General features: G+C 35.9%; 21 protein-coding genes and 1 pseudogene. 18 read left to right on the top strand and 4 right to left on the bottom strand.

Annotated features, from left to right (window positions below; genetic code table 11):
- Positions 1 to 271: 271 nt before the first annotated feature.
- From HNQ80_RS15425 to HNQ80_RS15405, 5 genes are all read left to right on the top strand, one after another.
- Entirely contained in the window at positions 272 to 613 is a 342-nt protein-coding gene (locus HNQ80_RS15425) for a hypothetical protein (RefSeq protein ID WP_184311573.1), read from the top strand.
- A gap of 114 nt (positions 614 to 727) precedes the next feature.
- Positions 728 to 1,291, top strand: coding sequence for a metallo-beta-lactamase (gene bla, locus HNQ80_RS15420; RefSeq protein WP_243183304.1), 564 nt, complete (start codon positions 728 to 730; stop codon positions 1,289 to 1,291).
- Positions 1,292 to 1,563: 272 nt separating this feature from the next.
- Positions 1,564 to 1,989, top strand: coding sequence for a GNAT family N-acetyltransferase (locus HNQ80_RS15415; RefSeq protein WP_184311572.1), 426 nt, complete (start codon positions 1,564 to 1,566; stop codon positions 1,987 to 1,989).
- Between the two features lie 41 nt (positions 1,990 to 2,030).
- The gene (locus tag HNQ80_RS15410) at positions 2,031 to 2,591 is read left to right on the top strand and encodes a cysteine hydrolase family protein (protein ID WP_184311571.1); all 561 of its coding nucleotides are present in this window, start codon (positions 2,031 to 2,033) and stop codon (positions 2,589 to 2,591) included.
- Positions 2,592 to 2,640: 49 nt separating this feature from the next.
- Positions 2,641 to 2,856 carry a hypothetical protein gene (locus tag HNQ80_RS15405; RefSeq protein ID WP_184311570.1) on the top strand — a complete coding sequence of 72 codons (216 nt, stop codon included), beginning with the start codon at positions 2,641 to 2,643 and terminating at the stop codon, positions 2,854 to 2,856.
- Here HNQ80_RS15405 and HNQ80_RS15400 read toward each other — a convergent pair whose 3' ends face one another.
- Together HNQ80_RS15400 and HNQ80_RS15395 are read right to left on the bottom strand one after the other, a co-directional pair.
- A complete protein-coding gene (locus HNQ80_RS15400) occupies positions 2,857 to 3,765 on the bottom strand; it encodes an aminoglycoside phosphotransferase family protein (protein ID WP_184311569.1) in 909 nt (302 codons plus the stop codon).
- 108 nt (positions 3,766 to 3,873) lie between these two features.
- Entirely contained in the window at positions 3,874 to 4,488 is a 615-nt protein-coding gene (locus HNQ80_RS15395; RefSeq protein ID WP_184311568.1) for an HD domain-containing protein, read from the bottom strand.
- A 561-nt stretch (positions 4,489 to 5,049) separates the two neighbouring features.
- Here HNQ80_RS15395 and HNQ80_RS15390 point away from each other — a divergent pair.
- From HNQ80_RS15390 to HNQ80_RS15375, 4 genes are all read left to right on the top strand, one after another.
- Complete coding sequence (locus HNQ80_RS15390) at positions 5,050 to 6,051, top strand: GGDEF domain-containing protein (protein WP_184311567.1); 1,002 nt, start codon at positions 5,050 to 5,052, stop codon at positions 6,049 to 6,051.
- A 237-nt stretch (positions 6,052 to 6,288) separates the two neighbouring features.
- A complete protein-coding gene (hisJ, locus tag HNQ80_RS15385) occupies positions 6,289 to 7,122 on the top strand; it encodes a histidinol-phosphatase HisJ (RefSeq protein WP_184311566.1) in 834 nt (277 codons plus the stop codon).
- Between the two features lie 397 nt (positions 7,123 to 7,519).
- A complete protein-coding gene (locus HNQ80_RS15380; protein ID WP_184311565.1) occupies positions 7,520 to 8,086 on the top strand; it encodes a GNAT family N-acetyltransferase in 567 nt (188 codons plus the stop codon).
- Between the two features lie 25 nt (positions 8,087 to 8,111).
- Positions 8,112 to 8,696, top strand: a complete 585-nt coding sequence (locus HNQ80_RS15375; RefSeq protein WP_184311564.1) for a hypothetical protein — start codon at positions 8,112 to 8,114, stop codon at positions 8,694 to 8,696.
- A 38-nt stretch (positions 8,697 to 8,734) separates the two neighbouring features.
- On the opposite strand, the gene HNQ80_RS15370 is transcribed toward HNQ80_RS15375, so the two are convergent.
- Entirely contained in the window at positions 8,735 to 9,676 is a 942-nt protein-coding gene (locus HNQ80_RS15370; protein WP_184311563.1) for a hypothetical protein, read from the bottom strand.
- Positions 9,677 to 9,912: 236 nt separating this feature from the next.
- On the opposite strand from HNQ80_RS15370, the gene HNQ80_RS15365 reads away from it, so the two are divergent.
- Both HNQ80_RS15365 and HNQ80_RS15360 read left to right on the top strand, forming a co-directional pair.
- Positions 9,913 to 11,232 (top strand): hypothetical protein, encoded by a 1,320-nt coding sequence (locus HNQ80_RS15365; RefSeq protein ID WP_184311562.1) that lies wholly within the window; start codon positions 9,913 to 9,915, stop codon positions 11,230 to 11,232.
- A gap of 140 nt (positions 11,233 to 11,372) precedes the next feature.
- On the top strand, positions 11,373 to 12,929 hold the full coding sequence (locus HNQ80_RS15360) for an ABC-F family ATP-binding cassette domain-containing protein (protein ID WP_184311561.1): 1,557 nt from the start codon (positions 11,373 to 11,375) through the stop codon (positions 12,927 to 12,929).
- A gap of 47 nt (positions 12,930 to 12,976) precedes the next feature.
- On the opposite strand, the gene HNQ80_RS15355 is transcribed toward HNQ80_RS15360, so the two are convergent.
- The gene (locus HNQ80_RS15355; protein ID WP_184311560.1) at positions 12,977 to 13,456 is read right to left on the bottom strand and encodes a hypothetical protein; all 480 of its coding nucleotides are present in this window, start codon (positions 13,454 to 13,456) and stop codon (positions 12,977 to 12,979) included.
- A gap of 171 nt (positions 13,457 to 13,627) precedes the next feature.
- Here HNQ80_RS15355 and HNQ80_RS15350 point away from each other — a divergent pair, with 171 nt between their 5' ends.
- The 7 genes and pseudogenes from HNQ80_RS15350 to HNQ80_RS15320 all read left to right on the top strand — a co-directional run bounded on the left by HNQ80_RS15350 (position 13,628) and on the right by HNQ80_RS15320 (position 20,440).
- Positions 13,628 to 15,214 (top strand): DEAD/DEAH box helicase, encoded by a 1,587-nt coding sequence (locus HNQ80_RS15350; RefSeq protein WP_184311559.1) that lies wholly within the window; start codon positions 13,628 to 13,630, stop codon positions 15,212 to 15,214.
- Between the two features lie 232 nt (positions 15,215 to 15,446).
- A complete protein-coding gene (locus HNQ80_RS15345; protein WP_184311558.1) occupies positions 15,447 to 16,628 on the top strand; it encodes an ABC transporter substrate-binding protein in 1,182 nt (393 codons plus the stop codon).
- Positions 16,629 to 16,707: 79 nt separating this feature from the next.
- Positions 16,708 to 17,586, top strand: a complete 879-nt coding sequence (locus HNQ80_RS15340) for a branched-chain amino acid ABC transporter permease (protein ID WP_184311557.1) — start codon at positions 16,708 to 16,710, stop codon at positions 17,584 to 17,586.
- Positions 17,587 to 17,598: 12 nt separating this feature from the next.
- Positions 17,599 to 18,489 (top strand): branched-chain amino acid ABC transporter permease, encoded by an 891-nt coding sequence (locus HNQ80_RS15335; RefSeq protein ID WP_184311556.1) that lies wholly within the window; start codon positions 17,599 to 17,601, stop codon positions 18,487 to 18,489.
- 3 nt (positions 18,490 to 18,492) lie between these two features.
- A complete protein-coding gene (locus tag HNQ80_RS15330) occupies positions 18,493 to 19,266 on the top strand; it encodes an ABC transporter ATP-binding protein (protein WP_184311555.1) in 774 nt (257 codons plus the stop codon).
- Positions 19,260 to 19,742, top strand: a pseudogene (locus tag HNQ80_RS15325) (ABC transporter ATP-binding protein); the annotation flags it as partial. The gene HNQ80_RS15330 and the pseudogene HNQ80_RS15325, both read left to right, overlap by 7 nt.
- Positions 19,743 to 20,104: 362 nt before the next feature.
- Positions 20,105 to 20,440 (top strand): YkvA family protein, encoded by a 336-nt coding sequence (locus HNQ80_RS15320; RefSeq protein WP_184311553.1) that lies wholly within the window; start codon positions 20,105 to 20,107, stop codon positions 20,438 to 20,440.
- The last annotated feature ends 25 nt before the right edge of the window (positions 20,441 to 20,465 follow it).

Raw genomic sequence — 20,465 nt, 5'->3', positions numbered from 1 at the left:
GGCGTACTTCCATTAAAGCAAAAGAGGTTCTTTTTTTCATTATTAAAATTTTTCCATTGTCAATCTGTAATTATTTCTTTGATGCAACATTAGAAAGTAAGAACCTACTTTTTTCTCATTTTAAAGGAAATTAATGGTAAATGGAGAAATAAATAATATACATACTACAAAATACGGGCTTAGCAGAAATATTAATGCAAGTACATAGTTATATCATGTTATAGGGAGAAGGATATAAGCTTAAAGGGGCAAATTACAAGGGGGAATGGGTTTGATAGAAAAATTAAAAGAATTCATGTATATGCAAATTGCTTTTTACTCGGGAGAGATTGATTACTATGAGTATTCCAAATATTTTAGGAAAAAAGAGAATCTAATCATTCAATTTATTGTGTTATTTAGTTTTATGGTAGTAATGGGATTAATTTTTCAAATTCCCGTTTATGTTATTATCGGTGGAACTTTAGTGATGATGTATGGATTTGTATTACAATCAAAAGCCTATACAGTAAAACAACAGATGTTATATTCATTTATTTGGGCAATTACAAGCTTTGTAACTATAGCGATAATTTTGATTGTAGCAGTTGAGTTTTTTGGATTCATGCAATAATTATCGATTTTAGACTTGAAAAAATATGTCATGGCAAGAGGAAATTCAAAGAACATCCTTCATACCTAATCGGGTTATATCAACTTTAAATATATGCATTTTGGGAGGCTTATTATGAAGAACGTTTATCTATTATTACTTATTATGCTAATCACTTTTGGCTTAATTGCTTGTCAAAGCAATGTCGATGTGAATAGTAGTTCTAAAGTTGAGAAGAGTAGTTACGAGAGTGGCTCGTATGATAAAAACTATGTTGAATTATCAAAGATAAAGGACAATATATGGATACATACCAGTTACGAAAATTATAATGGCATTAGAACACCGTCAAATGGCATGTTGGTTCTTACTTCTGAGGGTATAGTTTTAATTGATACACCTTGGAATAATGGGCAGATGAAAGAACTATTGAAACTAACCCAAGAAGTGTTTAATAAAGAGATTACTACCGCCATTATAACTCACGCTCATGCTGATAGAATCGGTGGGATTGATACCTTAATAGATAACGAAATCGATGTTCTGAGTACAAGTCAAACTGCTAAGGAAGCTGAAAAAAATGGATTTGCGACGCCAGAGCCAAAACTGGATTCAAATCATACCATCACAATAGGGAATGAGAACTTTGAAATTTTTTATCCAGGGGAGGGACATTCTGTAGATAATATCACGGTATGACTTCCAGAGCATAAGGTACTGTTTGGAGGTTGTTTAATAAAGTCATTAGAATCTAAGGATTTAGGAAGTATCACTGATGCTAATATAAATCAATGGCCATCATCAGTTAAAAAGGTATCAGAAAAGTATCCGAGTATAGAAGTTGTTATACCAGGTCATGGTAAGTGGGGAGATATAAATTTGATTGAGCATACATTAGAACTATTTGCAAAATGATTATCTAAAATAAAATGAATATTTAGATGAATTTACAAAGGCGAGGGGGGAACTAAGTGGAAATAAGAAGATTAACTTTAGAGGATGATAAAAAAATTCTTACGATGGTAGAAGAATTTCGTTCCTACTCATCGAAACTCGATTCTGTCAGACAAATGCTTGAAAAGGGCATGAACTATATGATTGCATGTATAGATAACGAAAAGATAATTGGGTTTGTTCTCGGATATGAACTCCAAAGGTATGATGGGAAAAATAACATGATGTATATTCATGAAGTAGAGATTTTAGATGAGTATCGAGGAAAAGGGATTGGAAAGAAAATAATGAATAAGCTCATTGATATCTGTCAAAGCAAGAACATGTCTAAGGTTTTTGTAATTACAAACAAATCGAATACAAGAGCAGTTCATTTATATGAATCAACAGGTGGCAAGGCACTTGATGATGATAGCATAGTTTATTGGTACGATAGGCTGTAGCAGCAAGAATAAGGGGTTAAGGATGAAAGAGGAGGGAACACATGGGTTGGGCATTAATTATCATTGATATGCAGGAAGATTTTTTCGAAGAAGGTGGAGTTCTGAGCCAAAAGAGGAATATCCTCACTAAAAATATCAATGACTTGTCTAGTTTTTGTAGAGGGAAGGATATTCCTGTCATATGGGTCAGACAAGAGTTTCATGAGGATTTACATGATGCTTTTCTAATTATGAGAAAAAGAAGGATACAGAAAACTATTAAAGGAACGATTGGATGTCAGATTCTTGAAGGACTTAAAAAAGAACCAGAAGACATTGAAGTTTTAAAGAAGCGATATAGTGCATTTTTTAGAACAGAACTGGACGAAATTTTAGATAACATGAATATCAACAAAATTATTATAGCTGGGATAAACACCCATGCGTGTGTTAGAATGACAACAATTGACGCTTATCAAAGGGATATGGAAATTATTTTAGCGGTTGATTGTATTAACTCCTATGACGAAAATTTTCATAAGGATTCTTTAAGGTATTTAAGTGGTTATATAGCAGAGATATTGGATAATAAAGATGTCATACATCGAATAAATCAAATTTAATATTGAGAAGAAGTTCATAGAAAGATTATTTCGTAAGGAGAGAAATGTAGTGTCAGATTGTTTCTTTATTGATTTAAAGAAAATTCAGCCGAGTCAGCTATTTATCAATTCTGATAAGTTACACAATATTTTAGAATGGTTTAATCCATCTGATTGGTCTGCTGTCGAAGGAATACCTGTTAAGCAACTAAATATTTTCACTGATGGGCATACAAGAGCCTATGCAGCGCATTTAAAGGGGATTTCATACATTATTCACCAATAGCTATTTTCTATACCACTTAGGAATATTGCTTTTAAAGTAATCATGGTCTTGAACCAAGATGTCACAAAGTCTTTTTCTATGTCTGTACATATCTTCAGATATCCGTTTTCCCCATAATAACGATAAAAAAGAAGTCATGGCTACGCTTAAGGCATACATTTTCCAAAATTCTCTGGATGGACTGAAATCTGTATAGCCATCTACTTGTCCGATACAAAATGAAGTGCTGATGTAACGGCTAAAAACTGCCAGTTTATAAAAATCTTCAATAGGATTTTTCCAATCAAAACGATCAAAATCAATAATATAGATAGCTTCTGTTGGAGGTAAAATCATATTTCCTACATGATAATCACCATGCACTAGGGATACTCGCTTGCCTTTAAGTAAATCGATGTTTTCATTTATAAATTTATCAATCTGTTGCTCATGTTCATAGCTTATATGATGTTTTTTATATTCTTCATAGCTTGATAGATATTGCTTAAGTCGTGTTGAATACCAATCGCAAGTAGTTGCTGATTGTATGGAATGTATTTTTTTTAAAATCCTACCAGCTTCTAAGCCAAGCTCATATTGTCTGGTTTCAGTTAATGTTGGGAGTACAGTTTCAAGTAGGTGTCCATCTATCCATGTTTGGAGCATATACACATTTTTTCCGTAATTGCACAAGCCCAAATCTACTTCTTGTACTGTTGGTATTCCAAGCTGCGACATAGAGCAAATTATTTCATGTTCTTGCTTTTTTCTATTATACAAAGAAACATCCGATAGTCTTAAAAAGAACTTTCTGCCATTGGCATCCTTGATGAAAAATTTTTTGTCACTTGAAAATCCTTGATTTATCTGTTTAATGCATTGCCAAGCATCATAGCCGGGTATATCTTTAAGTTCATTGAAATCTAACACAATTGTACCCCCACTTTAAAAATATCGTAATTCTTTATTCATGGTTTCTTTCTGCGGGCAAAACAATGTCGTCCATAGATAGCTTCATAAATATATTGGAGAAATGATTTAAACATTACGAGTTGATGTGTTTTGATAAAAATATAGAAAAGCTTCTCTTGAATCCGAATGATATAACCTCATCTTTTCTTTGTTATTCTCTAGGGTAGATAAATAATATAACATTGCATTTTCTTTTGAATGCGTCAGCGCTTCTTTAAGATCACTGACCAATTCTTTATATTCATTCTCTTTCCAGCTCATCTTATCAGCTAGAAACACTTCCATTTCTATCACACTGGGACTTTTTCTTGAGGTTGTGTGGTATTTAATAGCATTCAATATTAATATATCTTTTATCCCAAACACTTTTTCTGCCAAGTAGCATGATATTTTTTGATGCAGAATTGAGGGCAATAGCTTTTCCTCATCACTAATATCAATGTCATGTTGTATACAAAAACGAATCATTTCATCATTCTTAACTACTCGTCCCAAGTCGTGGCAATAACAGGCAATTTTACTTCCAGGCTCTATAGATCCAAATTGCTGTTCTATATTATAGAGTGTTTCGACGACGTCTAGTGTATGCTCATATGTATCTTGCCTGCCATGGAGCAAAAAGTAGCCTTCTACATCCTTTTGCAAGTTCATAGTTATTTGAAAATCTAAGTAATTTTTCATAATATCAATCCACCTTATAGAATATCACTATCCTAATAATTGTAAGAATTTTCTAATTCCTATGATATAATAGGTAAAAAGAAAAATCAACTTATGTTCAGAAGAGATAACAACGATGCTTATTTAGAAGATTGAAGAAGAGGATTTGAAACAAGTTGCCCACCTATTGTTGCTATAGAATATCCATGGCGGATTGACTTCAATCAAGCGCTTACTTGCCTTGTAACAAAAGAAGTAGGTTTAACTACCCAAATCAGAAATTTTGGTAGGAATTTGTGGTAAAATGTCGAATATCTTAAGTGCAAAAATCCTTACTAATCCTATTCATAAAGAAAGAGAGGGTAAAGTTACTTGAAAAGTTCTACTAAACAATTTTTATCAGTTATACCAATTATTTTCGTACTTGTTATGACTACTTTCCTTTTTAATAGAATTAGTGAATTTAGTCCTGGAATCCTATCCATATTAAAGTATATATCGTTGATACTTTTTATAGTAACAATAATAATCAGTTATTACTTTAATAGGAGTCAGATTTTCTTCATATCAGTTGTTATCATAATGAGCCAATTCATTCTTGATCCTTCCTATGAAATGAATTTTGCTACAGATGTTGAGGCGAAAGCAATTCAAAATATGCTTCTTTCTTTAGTTCCCCTAAACATACTATTATTCTCATTGTTGAAAGAAAGAGGCATTTTATCGTTTTATGGCAAATTGAGAATGGCATTTATCTTTATGGAAGTTATATATGTTTTTCATACAGCCGCACTAAAAAATTATGATGCTATTAAGATTTTTGATATGAATTTAATAGGAGAGAATGTCTTCAACCATTGGAGTTTGCCACAGCTGGCCATGCTTTTAATAACAGCAGCTATCATTATCTTTGTTGGCAGATATATCTATAAAAAATTAATTATAGATATATTCTATATTGCTGTTATGATTGAAATATTTATGGCTTTTGTTCTTAGATCAAAACAATTTGCCCTATCCATATTTTTTTCTGGAGCATTACTACTGCTAATTATGTCAGTGATTCAGTCTTCTTATTCAATGGCCTATATTGATGAATTAACTGGTTTGCCGGGAAGAAGAGCCTTAAAAGAACAACTGTCTAAGCTGAGTAGGCATTATGTTATTGCTATGTTAGATATCGACTTTTTTAAAAAGTTCAATGATACGTATGGACATGATATTGGGGACGATGTGCTCAAACTCGTAGCGAACTGCTTAACCCATGTAAATGGGGGTGGTAAGCCCTTTCGCTATGGAGGTGAAGAATTTACAATCGTTTTTCCACACAATGATATGAAAGAGATTACAGGTCATTTGGAAGAGTTGAGGGAGTTAGTTTCGAAGACAAACTATACATATACAGGAAAGAAAAGTACAAAAAAGAGTAATAAGAAAACGACAGGTAAACAGCTTAATGTTACCATTAGCATTGGCGTAGCAGAACGTAATGAGAATTATCGAACAGCAGAAGATGTCATGAAAGCTGCAGATAAGGCATTGTATCGAGCCAAAAAGAAAGGAAGAAACTGTGTAAGCAAATAAAGAAGATAATAACATACAAATTGTAATAGAAGTTACTAATAATTTGGGAATAGTTTATTCTAGTGATCCAATGTGATCTGTACAAGTAATGGAAGTAAAATGGGTGATTTTGAAGTAGAAGTAATAGCTTTATTAATGGTATAATAGTTTTTAATGATTGAGGAGCTTTTATGAAGTAATTTCGTATTGCTTGTATTTAGCAATAAGAAGGATTATGTAGATTGAGGAGGATTGAAATTGAAAATATCAAATTATCATATGCATTGCGATTACTGCGATGGCATCGGTGAGCCAAGGACATATGTTGAAGAAGCGATAAGAAAAGGGTTTAAGATAATTGGATTTTCAAGTCATGCACCCATTCCCTTTGATAGTACATGGACGATGAAAGAAGAGAACGTGATCCATTATCTAGATGCGATTGGCAAGCTAAAGATAGAATATAAAGATAGGATTGAGATATATACTGGTTTCGAGATAGATTATTTTGGTGGAGATAGCAGAGATATATTCAACAAATATGATGTGGATTATCAGATTGGCTCGGTTCATTTTTTTAGTGATCATATAAATAATACTTATTACAGCGTGGATGGCAACGATGAAGATTTCAAACGAACACTCAACGAATATTTTGATGGAAATATAGAGGATTTGGTATGCTCCTATTATGAGCAGCTTATAAAAATGATTGAGCAACATCAACCTGATATACTTGGACATCTGGATGTTGTGAAGAAAAATAATGGGGACGAAAGGTATTTTTCTGAACAAGAGGAATGGTATATCACTCAAGTTCACAAGCTTTTAGATGTGATAAAGCAACATGGAACCATTGTTGAAGTGAATACTGGTGGGATTACCAGAGGCTATATAAAGGAGCCCTATCCAAGCAAATGGATACTGAAAGAATGTAAGAAGAAGGGCATAGATGTTATGGTTAATTCAGATGCCCATTCGGTAGAGTTTATTGATGGATATTTTGATTTGGCTTTTTCCTATTTGAAGGAAGTTGGATATAGCGAAGTTATGGTCCTGCAAAATGGCAAATGGGATAGAGTAAAAATCTAACAAATGATAATAAATCTATGCGTTGTAGTGATTATAATTAAATAATGAGATATATGATTTTTTGAAGTAGGAGAATATCCTACTTTTTTAAATTGAATAAGTCATTATGCGGAATTGTACCTATTAAAGCGTACAGTAAGAAAATGCCAATTTTGCTTGGAGGAAATTAATGGTAAATGTAGAAGATGTATTATAAAGAAAAAATGGCTGTTCGGCAAGGGGTTATGTATTGGGGAGAATAACACCTGTGATGAACATAGGCTAGTCATTGAGAACTAAGAAGAAAGTATAGAATAACATTATAGTAGAGGTGATTGATGTGTCGTGGTTTTATAATGTTTAATAGTGTTTGAATAGATAGTTTATTATTAAGAGTGGGAGATAGGAGGAGATATGCATGTACTATAAAAAAATGGTGGGCAGGAAATGTTATTTATCACCGATCAATGTGGATGATTATGAGAAGTATACATTGTGGGTAAATGATATGGAAGTGGCTGTGGGTATGATCTTTTCAGCCAGCTTGATTACACCAGCAAAAGAAAAACGAACATTGGAGAGACTGTCGGAAACTGAATTCAATTTTGCTATTGTGGATATAGAAAAAGATGAGCTGATTGGAAATATTGGATTTCCAAAATTAGATTATATGAACAGGGTGGCTGAATTAGGTATTTTTATTGGCAATAAGGACTATTGGGGAAAGGGATATGGTACAGAAGCAATACATCTATTGCTTGATTTTGGGTTTAACATATTGAATCTCCATAATATTTATTTGAGAGTATTTTCTTATAATCAGCCTGCAATAAGCTGCTATAAAAAAGCAGGTTTTAAAGAAGCTGGCAGAATAAGAGAATCAAAGGAAATCGCAGGAGAGAAATATGATGAAATCTATATGGATGTTTTGACAAGGGAATTTCAACCTCTATATATCAAAGAATTGGTAGAAAAGAAAAAGTAATGGACTTTAAAAAAAGGAGAGATTTATGAACAAAAAATGGAAGAGTGTTATTTTGATAATACTCGTTGTTGTGTCTTTCACTGCTTTCAAAGGGGGCAGCAGCCCAAAAACTATAGAAGAAGTAATCAATGGATTGACATCGAATCCCATCATCATGATTCATGAAGAAAAAACGGCTACTGGAAGCATTGCATTTTATACGCGACAAGGAGAGGATAGCCTGTATACCGACTTTTTTAGAAAGGGCATTAAAGGATGGAAATATATCTATGGAGGTGTACGGGGAGACGCAAAGTTCTTTGCCGATAAATTTGGATTAACATATGATTATTCCCCCAATATAGAAGGTACCCCATTCCCAATATATTTCGGGATCATCGGCAACTCGGATATCGCACGAGTAATGGTTATTGAAAAGAAAAGAGGCGTTGAAAAGGAAGCCAAGATTATCCATGGGAATAATGACACAAGAATATGGTTGTTATATATGAATGAGTTTGAGGGTTCTGAATTTGAGATCGTTGGGTTGTCATCAGCAGGTGAGGAGCTGTCTAGAACAAAAGATGATATATCACCATGGTTTGCAGAACAAAAGGCAATAAAGCAATAACTAAAAAACACTCTTCCGAGTGTTTTTTAGTTATTGCTTTATTCTGTTTCAACTTCAACTTCAGCCTCTTGTGCACAGGGGCGACGCCTATCAATTTGATCTGGGAATAACTGTGGGAAGCTGGAGCAAATAGGTGCAACTTCAGCTGAGAGTACTGGGAAACCGGTAGACAATACGCATAACTGTACAGGAACGATGATCTTCTTCTCGCAAGTTACGCACAAAGCGATCAATAGGTTTGCTCTGACTGTTCCAGTTCTGGGGTCAATCATGATATCCCTTGAAATACTATTTGTTGCTAATCTTGTTTCACAGCTAATGTTGCAGAACTCAGTGAATCTTGGTAAGAATGCTGTGTCAAATACAGATGGAATACACAATTCAAAGAAGTTAGTGAGCAATAGTGGATGTTGTTCAGAGCCAATTGGAATGGTTGCGCTTAAAGTTACTTCGCATTCCTTATCACAATCATCTGTGAATATGACATCGATTTCTACTACAACACTTCCAACGATTTCGATATTCTGTGTACCAAAAATAGGAGTGCCTTTCCCTTCTTCGTCACAATCTTCTGTATTTACAAAGACGATTGTTTCAGAAGCAGTACCATCAGGACCGATGACACGTACAGGATTTCCACAGCCATCTTCTACAATGTCTCCACCAGAAATGGTTGTTGTAGGGATTGCTCTTAAATTTCTTGCATCATTAATATTTGCAGGGTTAAAGAATTTTCTACAACGTATGTCTAGTATTCTGATGATTCGAGCACCTGCTCCTAGTGATGGAGAGAATACTTGATTCGCTGCAGTTCTTAAACCTTGAAGATTAAATAGGGCTGCATCATACACTTTTTGAACATATATTGGTTCATTGACGACTCTTCGAAGCGTGCCGTCCCAATCACAACCTGTATTACCCTTACAGCATCTATCGGTAATAGAAAGACCTAATACATCATTGTTATGGTTGCCTGCCATAAGCTTACCTCCTTATCATCAAAAATATTTAGAAATATTTATTTCTAATGCCAGTATATTCTACAGGTAGTTTTATGTTACTCATGTTATGGAATTTGTCATATTTTATATGAATCCTGAATATGGTGATATGAAGGGGTTTGCTCTAGAAATGTATGCTATATCCTATTCATTTTCATTAATGATGGTTCATGAAGGCTGCTAAGGAATATATTATTTTATGGGGTGGTGAGGTTATGGGTTTTGTAAATCAGTCCAGTGTTTTAGCAAGTGACAGCTTTGGGAATATATACAGTTTCCTATGGAGCGAAGAGAAAATTGTGTTGGTATACTTTGACAAGATTCTAGGGAGCACAGAAAAAACTGTGCTGATCGAGAATTGTTCTTTAGAATTTGATGCGGTGATTGATAAAGATGATACTCTCTATGTAGCTTGTCAGAAAAATGATGGAAGTATTGTATTGCTTGATTATATGAATAGCACCTGGCATACGAGTACATTGGTTGAGGCAAATTCTACTAAAATATATAATTTAAGCATTGCAGCTTATGAAAAGGCTGTTCATATTTTGTATTGCGTTTCCAGTGCAGAAAGTGATAGGCGATATAGAATCTATCACCATCTATATGAAAAACAGTCATGGAGTACCTATGAGGTGGAGGATATAGGAAGAAAAGAGGTACTAAATCCCTTTCAAATTTATACTGAGAAGGATCGCTTAATATTATGCTATTATAATCAGATAAAAAAAGAAGAACAAATCTTTCTAAAGACCTTTGATACGTTCAATAAAAAGTGGGGTACTGGCGTTCAATTAACCTTTGGATCGAACTATAAGATGTATCTAGATACACTTATGACGAGCAAAGAGAATTTTCATTTGACCTATAGTGAATATGTAGAGGGAAATCTTGTTGTTAGATATGAAGGATATAAAATTAAAGGTAGCCAAGTAACAAAAATGACCGAGGAATATGTTTCAAATCCTGCAAATTGCTCCTATCCGACCTTTGTATATAATGATAAAAAGCTTTGGGTCGTATGGACAGAATATGATCAAGTTGTCAGCAGCTTTACAATGGATATGGGCAATACCTGGAGTGTGCCCTATTTATGGAAAGCATCAAAGGAACAGCCTTTTGTGCGTTACAAATTTTTGAGCAATGACGAAAATTTGAAGAGAAATTATTTATTGAACTATTCCTTTGGTAGAGAATTTCCTGCATTTTCTTTTATTGGATTTGGATCTTTAGATCAAGCGACGGAGATCCCACTGAAATCAAAAAAAAAAGAAAAGGATGGGAGCCCATCCAGTATAATGAGTGAAAACTTAAGGGGGTTGAAGGATATATTGGATTCTATAGAGAAAAAAGAAGTGAGAGAAAGTAGAGAGGTAAAGGAAATTGGAAGGCAAGAAGCAGGAAGCCATGCTGTCCAGAACACTGAAATAGATCAGCTTAAGGCTCGAATGAAAGAGGTAGAAGAAAGAATTGAGAGTATTGAAGAATACTTAAATAGAAAACGAAGGGGATTACTATTTGCTCCAAGAAAGTAAAGAAATTTGCAGCCGGACATCCTGCTGCAAATTTTTTCTATATAAATAGAAGAAAATTTTCATCTATTTATTTTGAACTTTACACGATTTTGTTATAAAATAGAAAGGTATGTATATTGAAGAGCAAAGGAGAAAAAACGATGAGTGTTTTGACAGTTCAAAATATAAGCCATGGTTTTGGTGATCGTGCCATATTCCAAGATGTATCCTTCCGGCTCTTAAAGGGCGAACACGTAGGATTGATAGGTGCAAATGGAGAAGGTAAATCAACATTCTTAAATATTGTTACTGGTAAGTTAACCCCTGATGAGGGAAAAGTCATCTGGTCAAATCGTGTGAAGGTAGGCTATTTAGATCAACATACCATTTTGACACCAGGAAAGACAATACGAGAAGTTTTAAGGGATGCTTTTAAGTATTTGTTTGAACTAGAGGAAGAAATGCTCCAGATTGGAGATCGAATGGCAGAAGCGGATGAAGCGGAACTGGAAAAGCTTCTGGAAGATATGGGAGATATCCAAAATACATTGGAATCCAGTGGATTTTATATGATCGACGCCAAGGTAGAAGAGGTCGGAAATGGACTAGGACTTGGTGCCATTGGCTTTGACAGAGAGGTGCAGGATCTTAGTGGTGGACAGCGTACTAAAGTACTTCTTGCAAAGCTGCTGCTTGAAAAGCCTACGATCTTGCTTCTGGACGAGCCGACGAACTATCTGGATGTAGAGCATATCGATTGGTTGACAAGATTTTTACAGGATTATGAAAATAGTTTTGTCCTTATATCCCATGACATTGAATTCCTAAATAAAGTTGTAAATATTATTTATCATGTAGAGAATAAAGAGCTTACGAGATATGTAGGAAATTACAATGACTTTATGAGATTATATGAAATTAAAAAAGAGCAACAAATCAATGCCTTTAACCGACAGCAACAAGAAATTGCAAAGCTAGAAGATTTTATTGCGCGAAATAAGGCGAGAGTTGCTACGCGGGGAATGGCAAACAGCCGTCAGAAGAGACTGGATAAAATTGAACTGATTGAAAAACCCAGGGAAAAGGCAAAGCCGACCTTCTTCTTTAAAGAGGCCAGAACTCCTGGAAGATTCATTTTTACTACCAAAGATTTGGTGATTGGCTATGATGGTCCGTTGACAAAGCCCCTAAATATTAGCTTAGAGCGTGGACAGAAGATCGCCATCGTGGGATGCAATGGTTTAGGAAAATCCACCCTTTTAAAAACGCTGCTGGGATTCATCCCATCCTATGATGGTAAGGTTGAACATGGGGATTACGTGATTCCAGGTTATTTTGAGCAGGAATCAAATTATGATAATGACCGTTCGGCGCTGGAAGAACTGTGGAGCGAATTTCCTACCTTTACTCAGTTTGAGGTAAGACAAGCCCTTGCTTTGGCTGGCCTGGGGAATGATCGTATAACGAGCAAAATGAAGGTTTTAAGCGGTGGAGAGCAGGCGAAGGTAAGATTGAGCAAGCTGATGCAAAGAGAATGTAATGTCTTGATTTTGGATGAGCCAACAAACCATCTGGATGTAGAGGCAAAAGAAGAATTGAAGAAGGCTTTAAAGGATTTTAAGGGAACAGTTCTATTTGTATGCCATGAACCAGAATTCTATCAAGATTGGATTACTGACGTTTGGAATGTAGAAAACTGGAGCAACAAAATCATCTAATTAGTATAAAGCCTCGAACATTATGCTCGAGGCTTTGTCTTGGTGATTTAGACGTCGGAAGCATTAGACCTTATGATGAATTTTGGTTTAAGCGTTAAAAACAATTCATGATAGCTAAGCTCCTTAAAATTGAAACTTTTACATAGCTTTGCATTAGCCATTGAATCTATATAAAAGATAAGAACATCAAAATCTAGATTTTCTACGAATCTAAGAATAACATGCAGCAATTCCTTATCGATGTTTTTTTCACGAAAAATGTGTGGTATATTGAATTCCTTTATGGTAATATGGGAATAATGCTTCGTATAATGATCGTGAAAACTCAAGGTAATAGTGATATCCATTTGGGAGTGATATGTAAAAGTCCATGTGTTCTCTTGAGGATCCGTAAATATCCTGCATGAGAAGGTTGTTTTAACTATTCTTTCAAGCTGCTTTGATAAAGACATGATTTTAAAAGCATTCATTTTTTGATGAACGGGAATTGTTTTGCGTGTTTTTTTGTCCGGTGGTTTTAAATGCATAAATTGCCCCCCAATCTTTGTATTTCAGTATATGAACAATCATCATATAATATAACTGCTTGTACAAAATCGGATAAAAAATTGCTATGAGGAGAATGCTAATATTAATACATGCGAAATAATGGGTCATTCATAAATAACAGATATAGAAATTAGGAGAGATGAGAAAAGATGGAAATGATAACATTTAACGAATTAGGTTTAAGAAATGAAATACTTAGGGCTATAGATGATTTAGGATTTGAAGAGCCTACACCGATCCAAAAAGCCGCAATACCGGATATGCTAGAAGGTAGAGATATTGTTGGCCAAGCCCAGACCGGAACTGGTAAAACAGCTGCTTTTGGTATGCCTATACTGCAAGCGTTGGATCTTAACACGAGAAATCCTCAAGCCCTGATCATGACACCGACGAGGGAGCTTGCCATGCAGGTGGCAGATGAAATCCGTAAGTTTGCAAAACATATGCATGGTGTAAAAACCCTAGCCATATATGGTGGACAACCCATCGAACGGCAAATAAAGGCGCTAAAGTCAGGTGTTCAAATTGTGGTAGGAACACCTGGCAGACTTTTGGATCATATACGTAGAAAAACAATCAAGCTTCAGGATATTCAAATTGTTGTATTAGATGAAGCCGATCAAATGCTGGATATGGGCTTTTTAGAAGATATTGAAAGTATCTTGAATGAGACGCCTGAGGGCAGACAAACAGTGCTGTTTTCGGCCACAATGCCAAGAGAAATTGAGGATTTAGCAAAAAATTATCAAAAAAAGCCTAAAAAAATTAAGGTTGTTCATCAGGAACTTACAGTTCCTCTGATTGAACAGTATTATTTTGAAGTAAAAGAAAAGGATAAGCTTGAGGTTTTATCCCGAATTTTGGATATGGAAAAGTCAGGTTTGTCCGTGATTTTCTGTAGAACGAAAAAAGGTGTAGATGAATTGGTTGAAAGCCTACAGAGTAGAGGATATTTTGTAGAAGGAATCCATGGAGACTTGAAACAGAGCCAAAGAGATCGGGTGATGAAAAAGTTTAGGGAAGGAACCATTGAAGTCTTGATTGCAACGGATGTTGCAGCAAGAGGAATAGATGTGGACAATGTAAATTTGGTAATCAATTATGATATTCCAGAAGATATCGAATATTATGTTCACAGGATCGGAAGAACGGGTCGTGCTGGAAAAACAGGCGTATCCTATACCTTCGTAACTGGAAGACAAATTAGTCTATTAAAGACTATTGAGAGATTTACGAAGACCAAAATAAGAAGAAAGCCAATTCCTTCCCTCAATGATATTGCGGAAAGACAACGAGAGACTTTCTCTAACAGAATTATCAAAACCATACAAGAGGGCCATCTAACTGCATACACTGGTATGGTGGAGAAGTTGACAGAAGAATATAGCTCCATTGATGTAGCAGCAGCATTGGCGAAGCTATTGATGGAAAGGGATAAAATCAGTCTTACAGGGAATAATGAAGATCCACTAGAGGATACTGGTGCTTCTGAGGCTGGAATGGCTAGATTGTTTATGAATGTGGGTAAGAGAGATCGTGTAAGGGCTGGAGATATTTTGGGAGCTATTGCCAATGAAGCTGGTTTACCAGGAAATCGTGTAGGTACGATTGATATATTTGATAAGTATACTTTTGTAGAAGTACCTGTGGAAGAAGCAGAGAGAGTTATTAAGCGTATGAATAAAATGCGCATTCGAGGAAAAAAAATAAATGCAGAGCCGGCTAACGGTAGATAGATAGGGTGAATTACCCTATCTTTTTTCATTTTCTACAGCATATATTAGGCTAGAGTTATGGTAATAAATAAAATTCCCATATAAAAAAATTATTCCTTCATATTTGTCCACCTTCTATAATATTAATTTACAAATTGAAACTTTCGTCAAAATGAAAATGAAACCATCAAAGGGTTTTAAAGATGATCATGTAATTTGGCAAAAAGTTTCATTATAATGGGGAGGGGATATGATGAAAAAAAGAATTTGTTCTATGATGCTAGTTCTACTATTGATATTGTCCTTGGGCATGGCTGGCTGTACACCTAAACCTGCACAAGAAAATACCAGTGAACCTTCTGCCCCCGAAGTTGTAAAGGTAGGCTGGATCGGCTCATTGACAGGAGATCAAGCCGTATGGGGGCAATGTGAATTGAATACTGTGAAGATGATGTTTGAAGAAATCAATGCCAAAGGTGGTCTGCTAGGCAAACAAGTGGAAGTCATTGGATATGACACCCGTGGAGATGCAGCAGAAGCTGTAAATGCTGTGAAGAGACTGACCTCCCAGGATAAAGTTATTGCCATCATAGGACCAAATGCCAGTGGCCAGGCCATAGCCATTTCTTCAGTATTGGAGGAAATGAAGGTGCCAGATATTGCTACAGTTGCAACCAATCCAAAGGTCACTGTAGTGGACGGCAAAGTGAAGCCCTTTAACTTTAGGGTATGTTTTATAGATCCATATCAAGGAGCTGTAGCTGCAGGTTATGCGGTGGATGTTCTTAACCTGAAGAAGGCTGCGATTTTATATGATGTAGCCGATGACTATTCTCAAGGTTTAACAGAATTTTTCGAAAAGACCTTTGTTGAGAAGGGCGGGGAAATCGTTGCCAAAGAGGCGTTTAAATCTGGAGATGTAGATTTTAGACCTCAATTAAGCAAGATCAAGGAGGTAAATCCAGAAATTATATTCATGCCATACTTCTTTAAAGAAGTAGCTCTCAGTGCAAATCAAGCTAGAGAATTAGGAATGAATGCAGTTCTTATGGGCGGAGATGGATGGCCTTCTGATGTCCTAGTTGAAATGGCAAAGGACGCCATTGAAGGCAGCTATATTGTCAACCATCTAGATTTTAATGACCCAGAAGTACAGGATTTCAAAGACGCATATAGAGCTAAATACAATATTGCAGTGGAATTAAATGGTTATATGGCTTATGATGCTGTTAAATTATTAGAAGCGGCAGTGAATGAGGCAAATAGCGTTGATTCTATAGCGATTAAGGATGCCTTGGAAACCACAAGTGTAAAAGGAATTACTGGGCAAATCAGCATCAGCAAGGATACTCACAATCCTGAAGGTAAGGACGCGGCCATTATTAAAATGGTAAACGGAGAATATGTATTCCAACAAAAATTTTCGGCAAAGTAAGAGGGAGGGTTTAACCCCTCTCTCTTGATATCTAGGAAACGAAGGTCTTATTATAACCATGGAATAAGGGGTGAGGTCAATGTCTGCTTTTATGCAGCAAATTATTAACGGCTTATCTATTGGCAGCGTCTACGCTTTGATGGCTGTTGGGTATTCCCTAGTGTATAGCATTATGAATTTTAGTAACTTTGCCCATGGGGGCGTCATCATGATGGGAGCTTATATGGGTTTTTTTCTAATTACAGCATTTAAACTACCATTCCTGATAGCCTTTGGATTTGCCGGCTTAGGCACAGGTGTATTGGCGCTGATAATTGAGAGGGTGGCATACAGTCCATTGAGAAAAAGAAATGCTCCATTTCTATATTTCATTATTTCAGCCATGGGGGCATCGATTTTTCTTGAAAATATTGTGATTGCAACAATTGGACCTACGTTTAAGACATATCCAAAAATCTTTTCGCCTCAGCCAATCACTTTGGGAAATCTATCCTTAGGTAGATTGGATTTAATCATGTGTATTATTTCGACGATCAGCTTAGCAGCCCTTATATATATTATTGAGAGAACAAAGGTGGGCACGGCTATTCGAGCAACGGCTTATAGCGTGAGGGCAAGTGCCCTTATGGGTGTTAATACGGATCAAATCATTATGATCGTATTTGGTCTCGGTGGCCTTCTAGGAGGAATTGCAGGGGTGTTGTTTGGCATGAAATATACAGTATATCCCCAAATAGGATTTATCACAATGAAGTCATTCATTGCTGCAGTGTTTGGAGGCTTGGGAAGCTTGCCAGGAGCAGTAATAGGATCTATTTTATTAGGAATTATAGAAACGCTTACATCAGGCTATATCTCATCACAGTATAGAGACTTGATTGCCTTTGCATTATTAATATTCATTTTGGTTGTTCGTCCGATAGGTTTAATGGGAAAAACTACAGAGGATAAGGCATAAGGGGGGAGCATAATGAATTGGTTTTATATTAAGGGAATTTTGATTCTATCAGGTATAAATCTTCTGGCTGTGTTAGGCCTTTCACTATTAACAGGATTTACAGGGCTATTTTCCTTCGGTCATGCTGGTTTCATGGCTATAGGTGCCTATATAACTGCAGTCATGACAATTCACTTTCATATGCCATTCTTGATGGCCCTCGGGATTGGGGGAATAGCTGCAGCTCTTGCTAGCTTCTTCATAGGGAAATTGACATTAAATCTTAAAGGAGATTACTTCTGTATTGCTACGCTGGGATTAGGGGAAGCCATTCGATTAATTCTTGACAATGTACAATATTTTGGAGGTGCCAGAGGGTGGCCTGGTATTCCTTTACATACAAACTTACTGAATGTGCTGATCATTGACATGCTAGGTATTATCTTTTTAGTATTTCTTATCCGCTCACGGCATGGAAGAAATATGATTGCCATTCGGGAAGAGGAATTAGCTTCCCAAATTATTGGAATTGATGTTTTTCGATATAAAATGAAGTCATTGATGATCAGTGCTCTCTATGCGGGCGTAGCTGGGGGCCTATACGGACATTATTTAGGTTTTTTACAGCCAAAGATGTTTCAAATTGTTAAGTCAACGGAATTGACAATCATTGTTATCTTTGGAGGGCTGGGAAGTATTTCAGGAAGTGCTTTAGGCGCAATCATACTAACCGCTTTGCCAGAAGCTTTGAGAAGCTTTGATAAATGGAGGCTAGTAGTCTATGGTGCTGCTGTGATTTTTATCATGATATCTAGACCGCAAGGACTTATGGGGGGATATGAACTCACACCTTCCAATATAAAACACCTTCTCTTCCGATTCGTGAAAAAAAGTAAAATCCATCAAGATATGGGAGGGAGATAGAAAATGAATATACTAGAATTTAAAAATGTGACGAAAAACTTTGGGGGACTGACAGCTGTAGGCAATGTAAGCTTCGAAGTGGAAAAGGATAGCATCTTTGGTCTTATAGGTCCCAATGGAGCTGGGAAAACTACTATTTTCAATCTTATCACAGGAATTTATAAAATATCTCAAGGTGAAATTTATTTTCAGAATCATTCCATTCATGGCCTTCAGCCCTATAAAATTGCACAAGGTGGGATTACAAGAACCTTTCAGAATATCAGACTCTTTAAGAAGCTAACCACCTACGAAAATATTTTGACAGCATGCCATGACAATGCCAACTATGGCATTTTGGACACTATGTTAAGGAATGCTAAATATAAGGAGCAAGAGGCAAAACTCCATATAAAGGCACAGGAACTGATGGAAATTTTAGGGCTAAGCAGTCAAAAAGATATCATAGCATCAAACCTACCCTATGGTATGCAGCGCAGACTTGAGATTGCGCGGGCTCTTGCTCTGAATCCTAGTCTACTCCTTTTGGATGAGCCTGCTGCTGGAATGAATCCAGATGAAACAATAAAACTTATGGAATTGATTAAAGAAATCAGAACTCGATTTGGCTTATCAATTGTTGTTATTGAGCATCATATGGATCTCATTATGGGAATTTGTGATAGAATCATGGTTCTAAATTTTGGTCGCAAATTAGCAGATGGCATTGCTCAAGAAATTCAAGAAAATCCGAAGGTTAGAGAAGCATATCTAGGAGAGGAGGAAGAGCATTGCTAAAAGTAGAAAACTTACATGTATATTATGGAGGAATTCATGCTTTAAGAGGTGTAGATGTTGATATAGAGCAAGGACAAATCGTATCTATCATCGGAGCCAATGGTGCAGGCAAATCGACCTTACTAAATGCCATCACTGGGATGATTCAGTTTAAAGAAGGACAAATATTATTTAAAGGGCAGAGCTTATCCCAGATACCTCATAAAATTGTGGCCGCAGGAATATCCCAAGTACCAGAGGGGAGACTTATTTTTGCAAATCTAACAGTGAAAGATAATTTGATGATGGGCGCCTATCTAAGAAAAGATAAAAGCGGGGTGCAAAAAGATTTGAAAAAAGTATATGAACTCTTTCCTAGAATGGCAGAACGAATAGACCAAATTGCAGGAACTCTTAGTGGTGGTGAACAGCAGATGCTGGCAATAGGAAGGGGATTGATGAGTAGTCCAGAGTTAATACTGCTAGATGAACCTTCTCTAGGACTTGCACCTTTATTGGTAAAGACGATATTTGAAATTATTAAGGATATTAAGAATATGAACAAGACAATACTATTGGTTGAGCAAAACGCATACAAAGCACTTTCTATCGCTGATAAGGCTTATGTGCTAGAGCAGGGGAGAATTGTAAAAGCTGGCACAGGAAATGAATTAATTAAAGACCCTTCTATACGAGAGGCGTATCTTGGAAAAAACCAAAAATATAGTGAATCCAATTCTTAGCTCGGTGAGAGTGAGTAATATTTTTAAGAAAGAGTTAGCGTACTCGACTATCCTAAATAATTCATTGAAAACCAACATATCCTAAGTTAAAATAGTGTTAGAGGGGAGGCAAACAAATGAGCAGAAGTCGTAGCAATAAGCAGACTTGGATGAGGGCATTATGGACGTTAATAAGAAAAATTGGTCTTTTACCTAAGTATCTCAAGGATCCTCAAACACTACTCTGGAAAAAGGCTATGGTTGTTTTGGGTATTGTTTATGTTGTAAGTCCCTTTGATATTCTCCCAGATCCAGTGTTAGGCCTAGGGTTTGTTGATGATGCTGTACTGATCACATATATTATATCTCGTATTTCTGATGAATTAGAAAAATATCTTCCTTCAGAAATCTCCAAGGAATTTGATAAAGGGAAGATTATTGATGATGTGGATTATAGAATTGATGATGAATAGCACATCCCTCAGGGGATGTTGTTCT

Origin of the sequence: Anaerosolibacter carboniphilus (assembly GCF_014205875.1) — a bacterium.
Classification (GTDB): domain Bacteria; phylum Bacillota; class Clostridia; order Peptostreptococcales; family Thermotaleaceae; genus Anaerosolibacter; species Anaerosolibacter carboniphilus.
The sequence above is the reverse complement of the archived record's forward strand: the minus strand, read 5'-3'. Positions and strand labels throughout refer to the sequence as shown.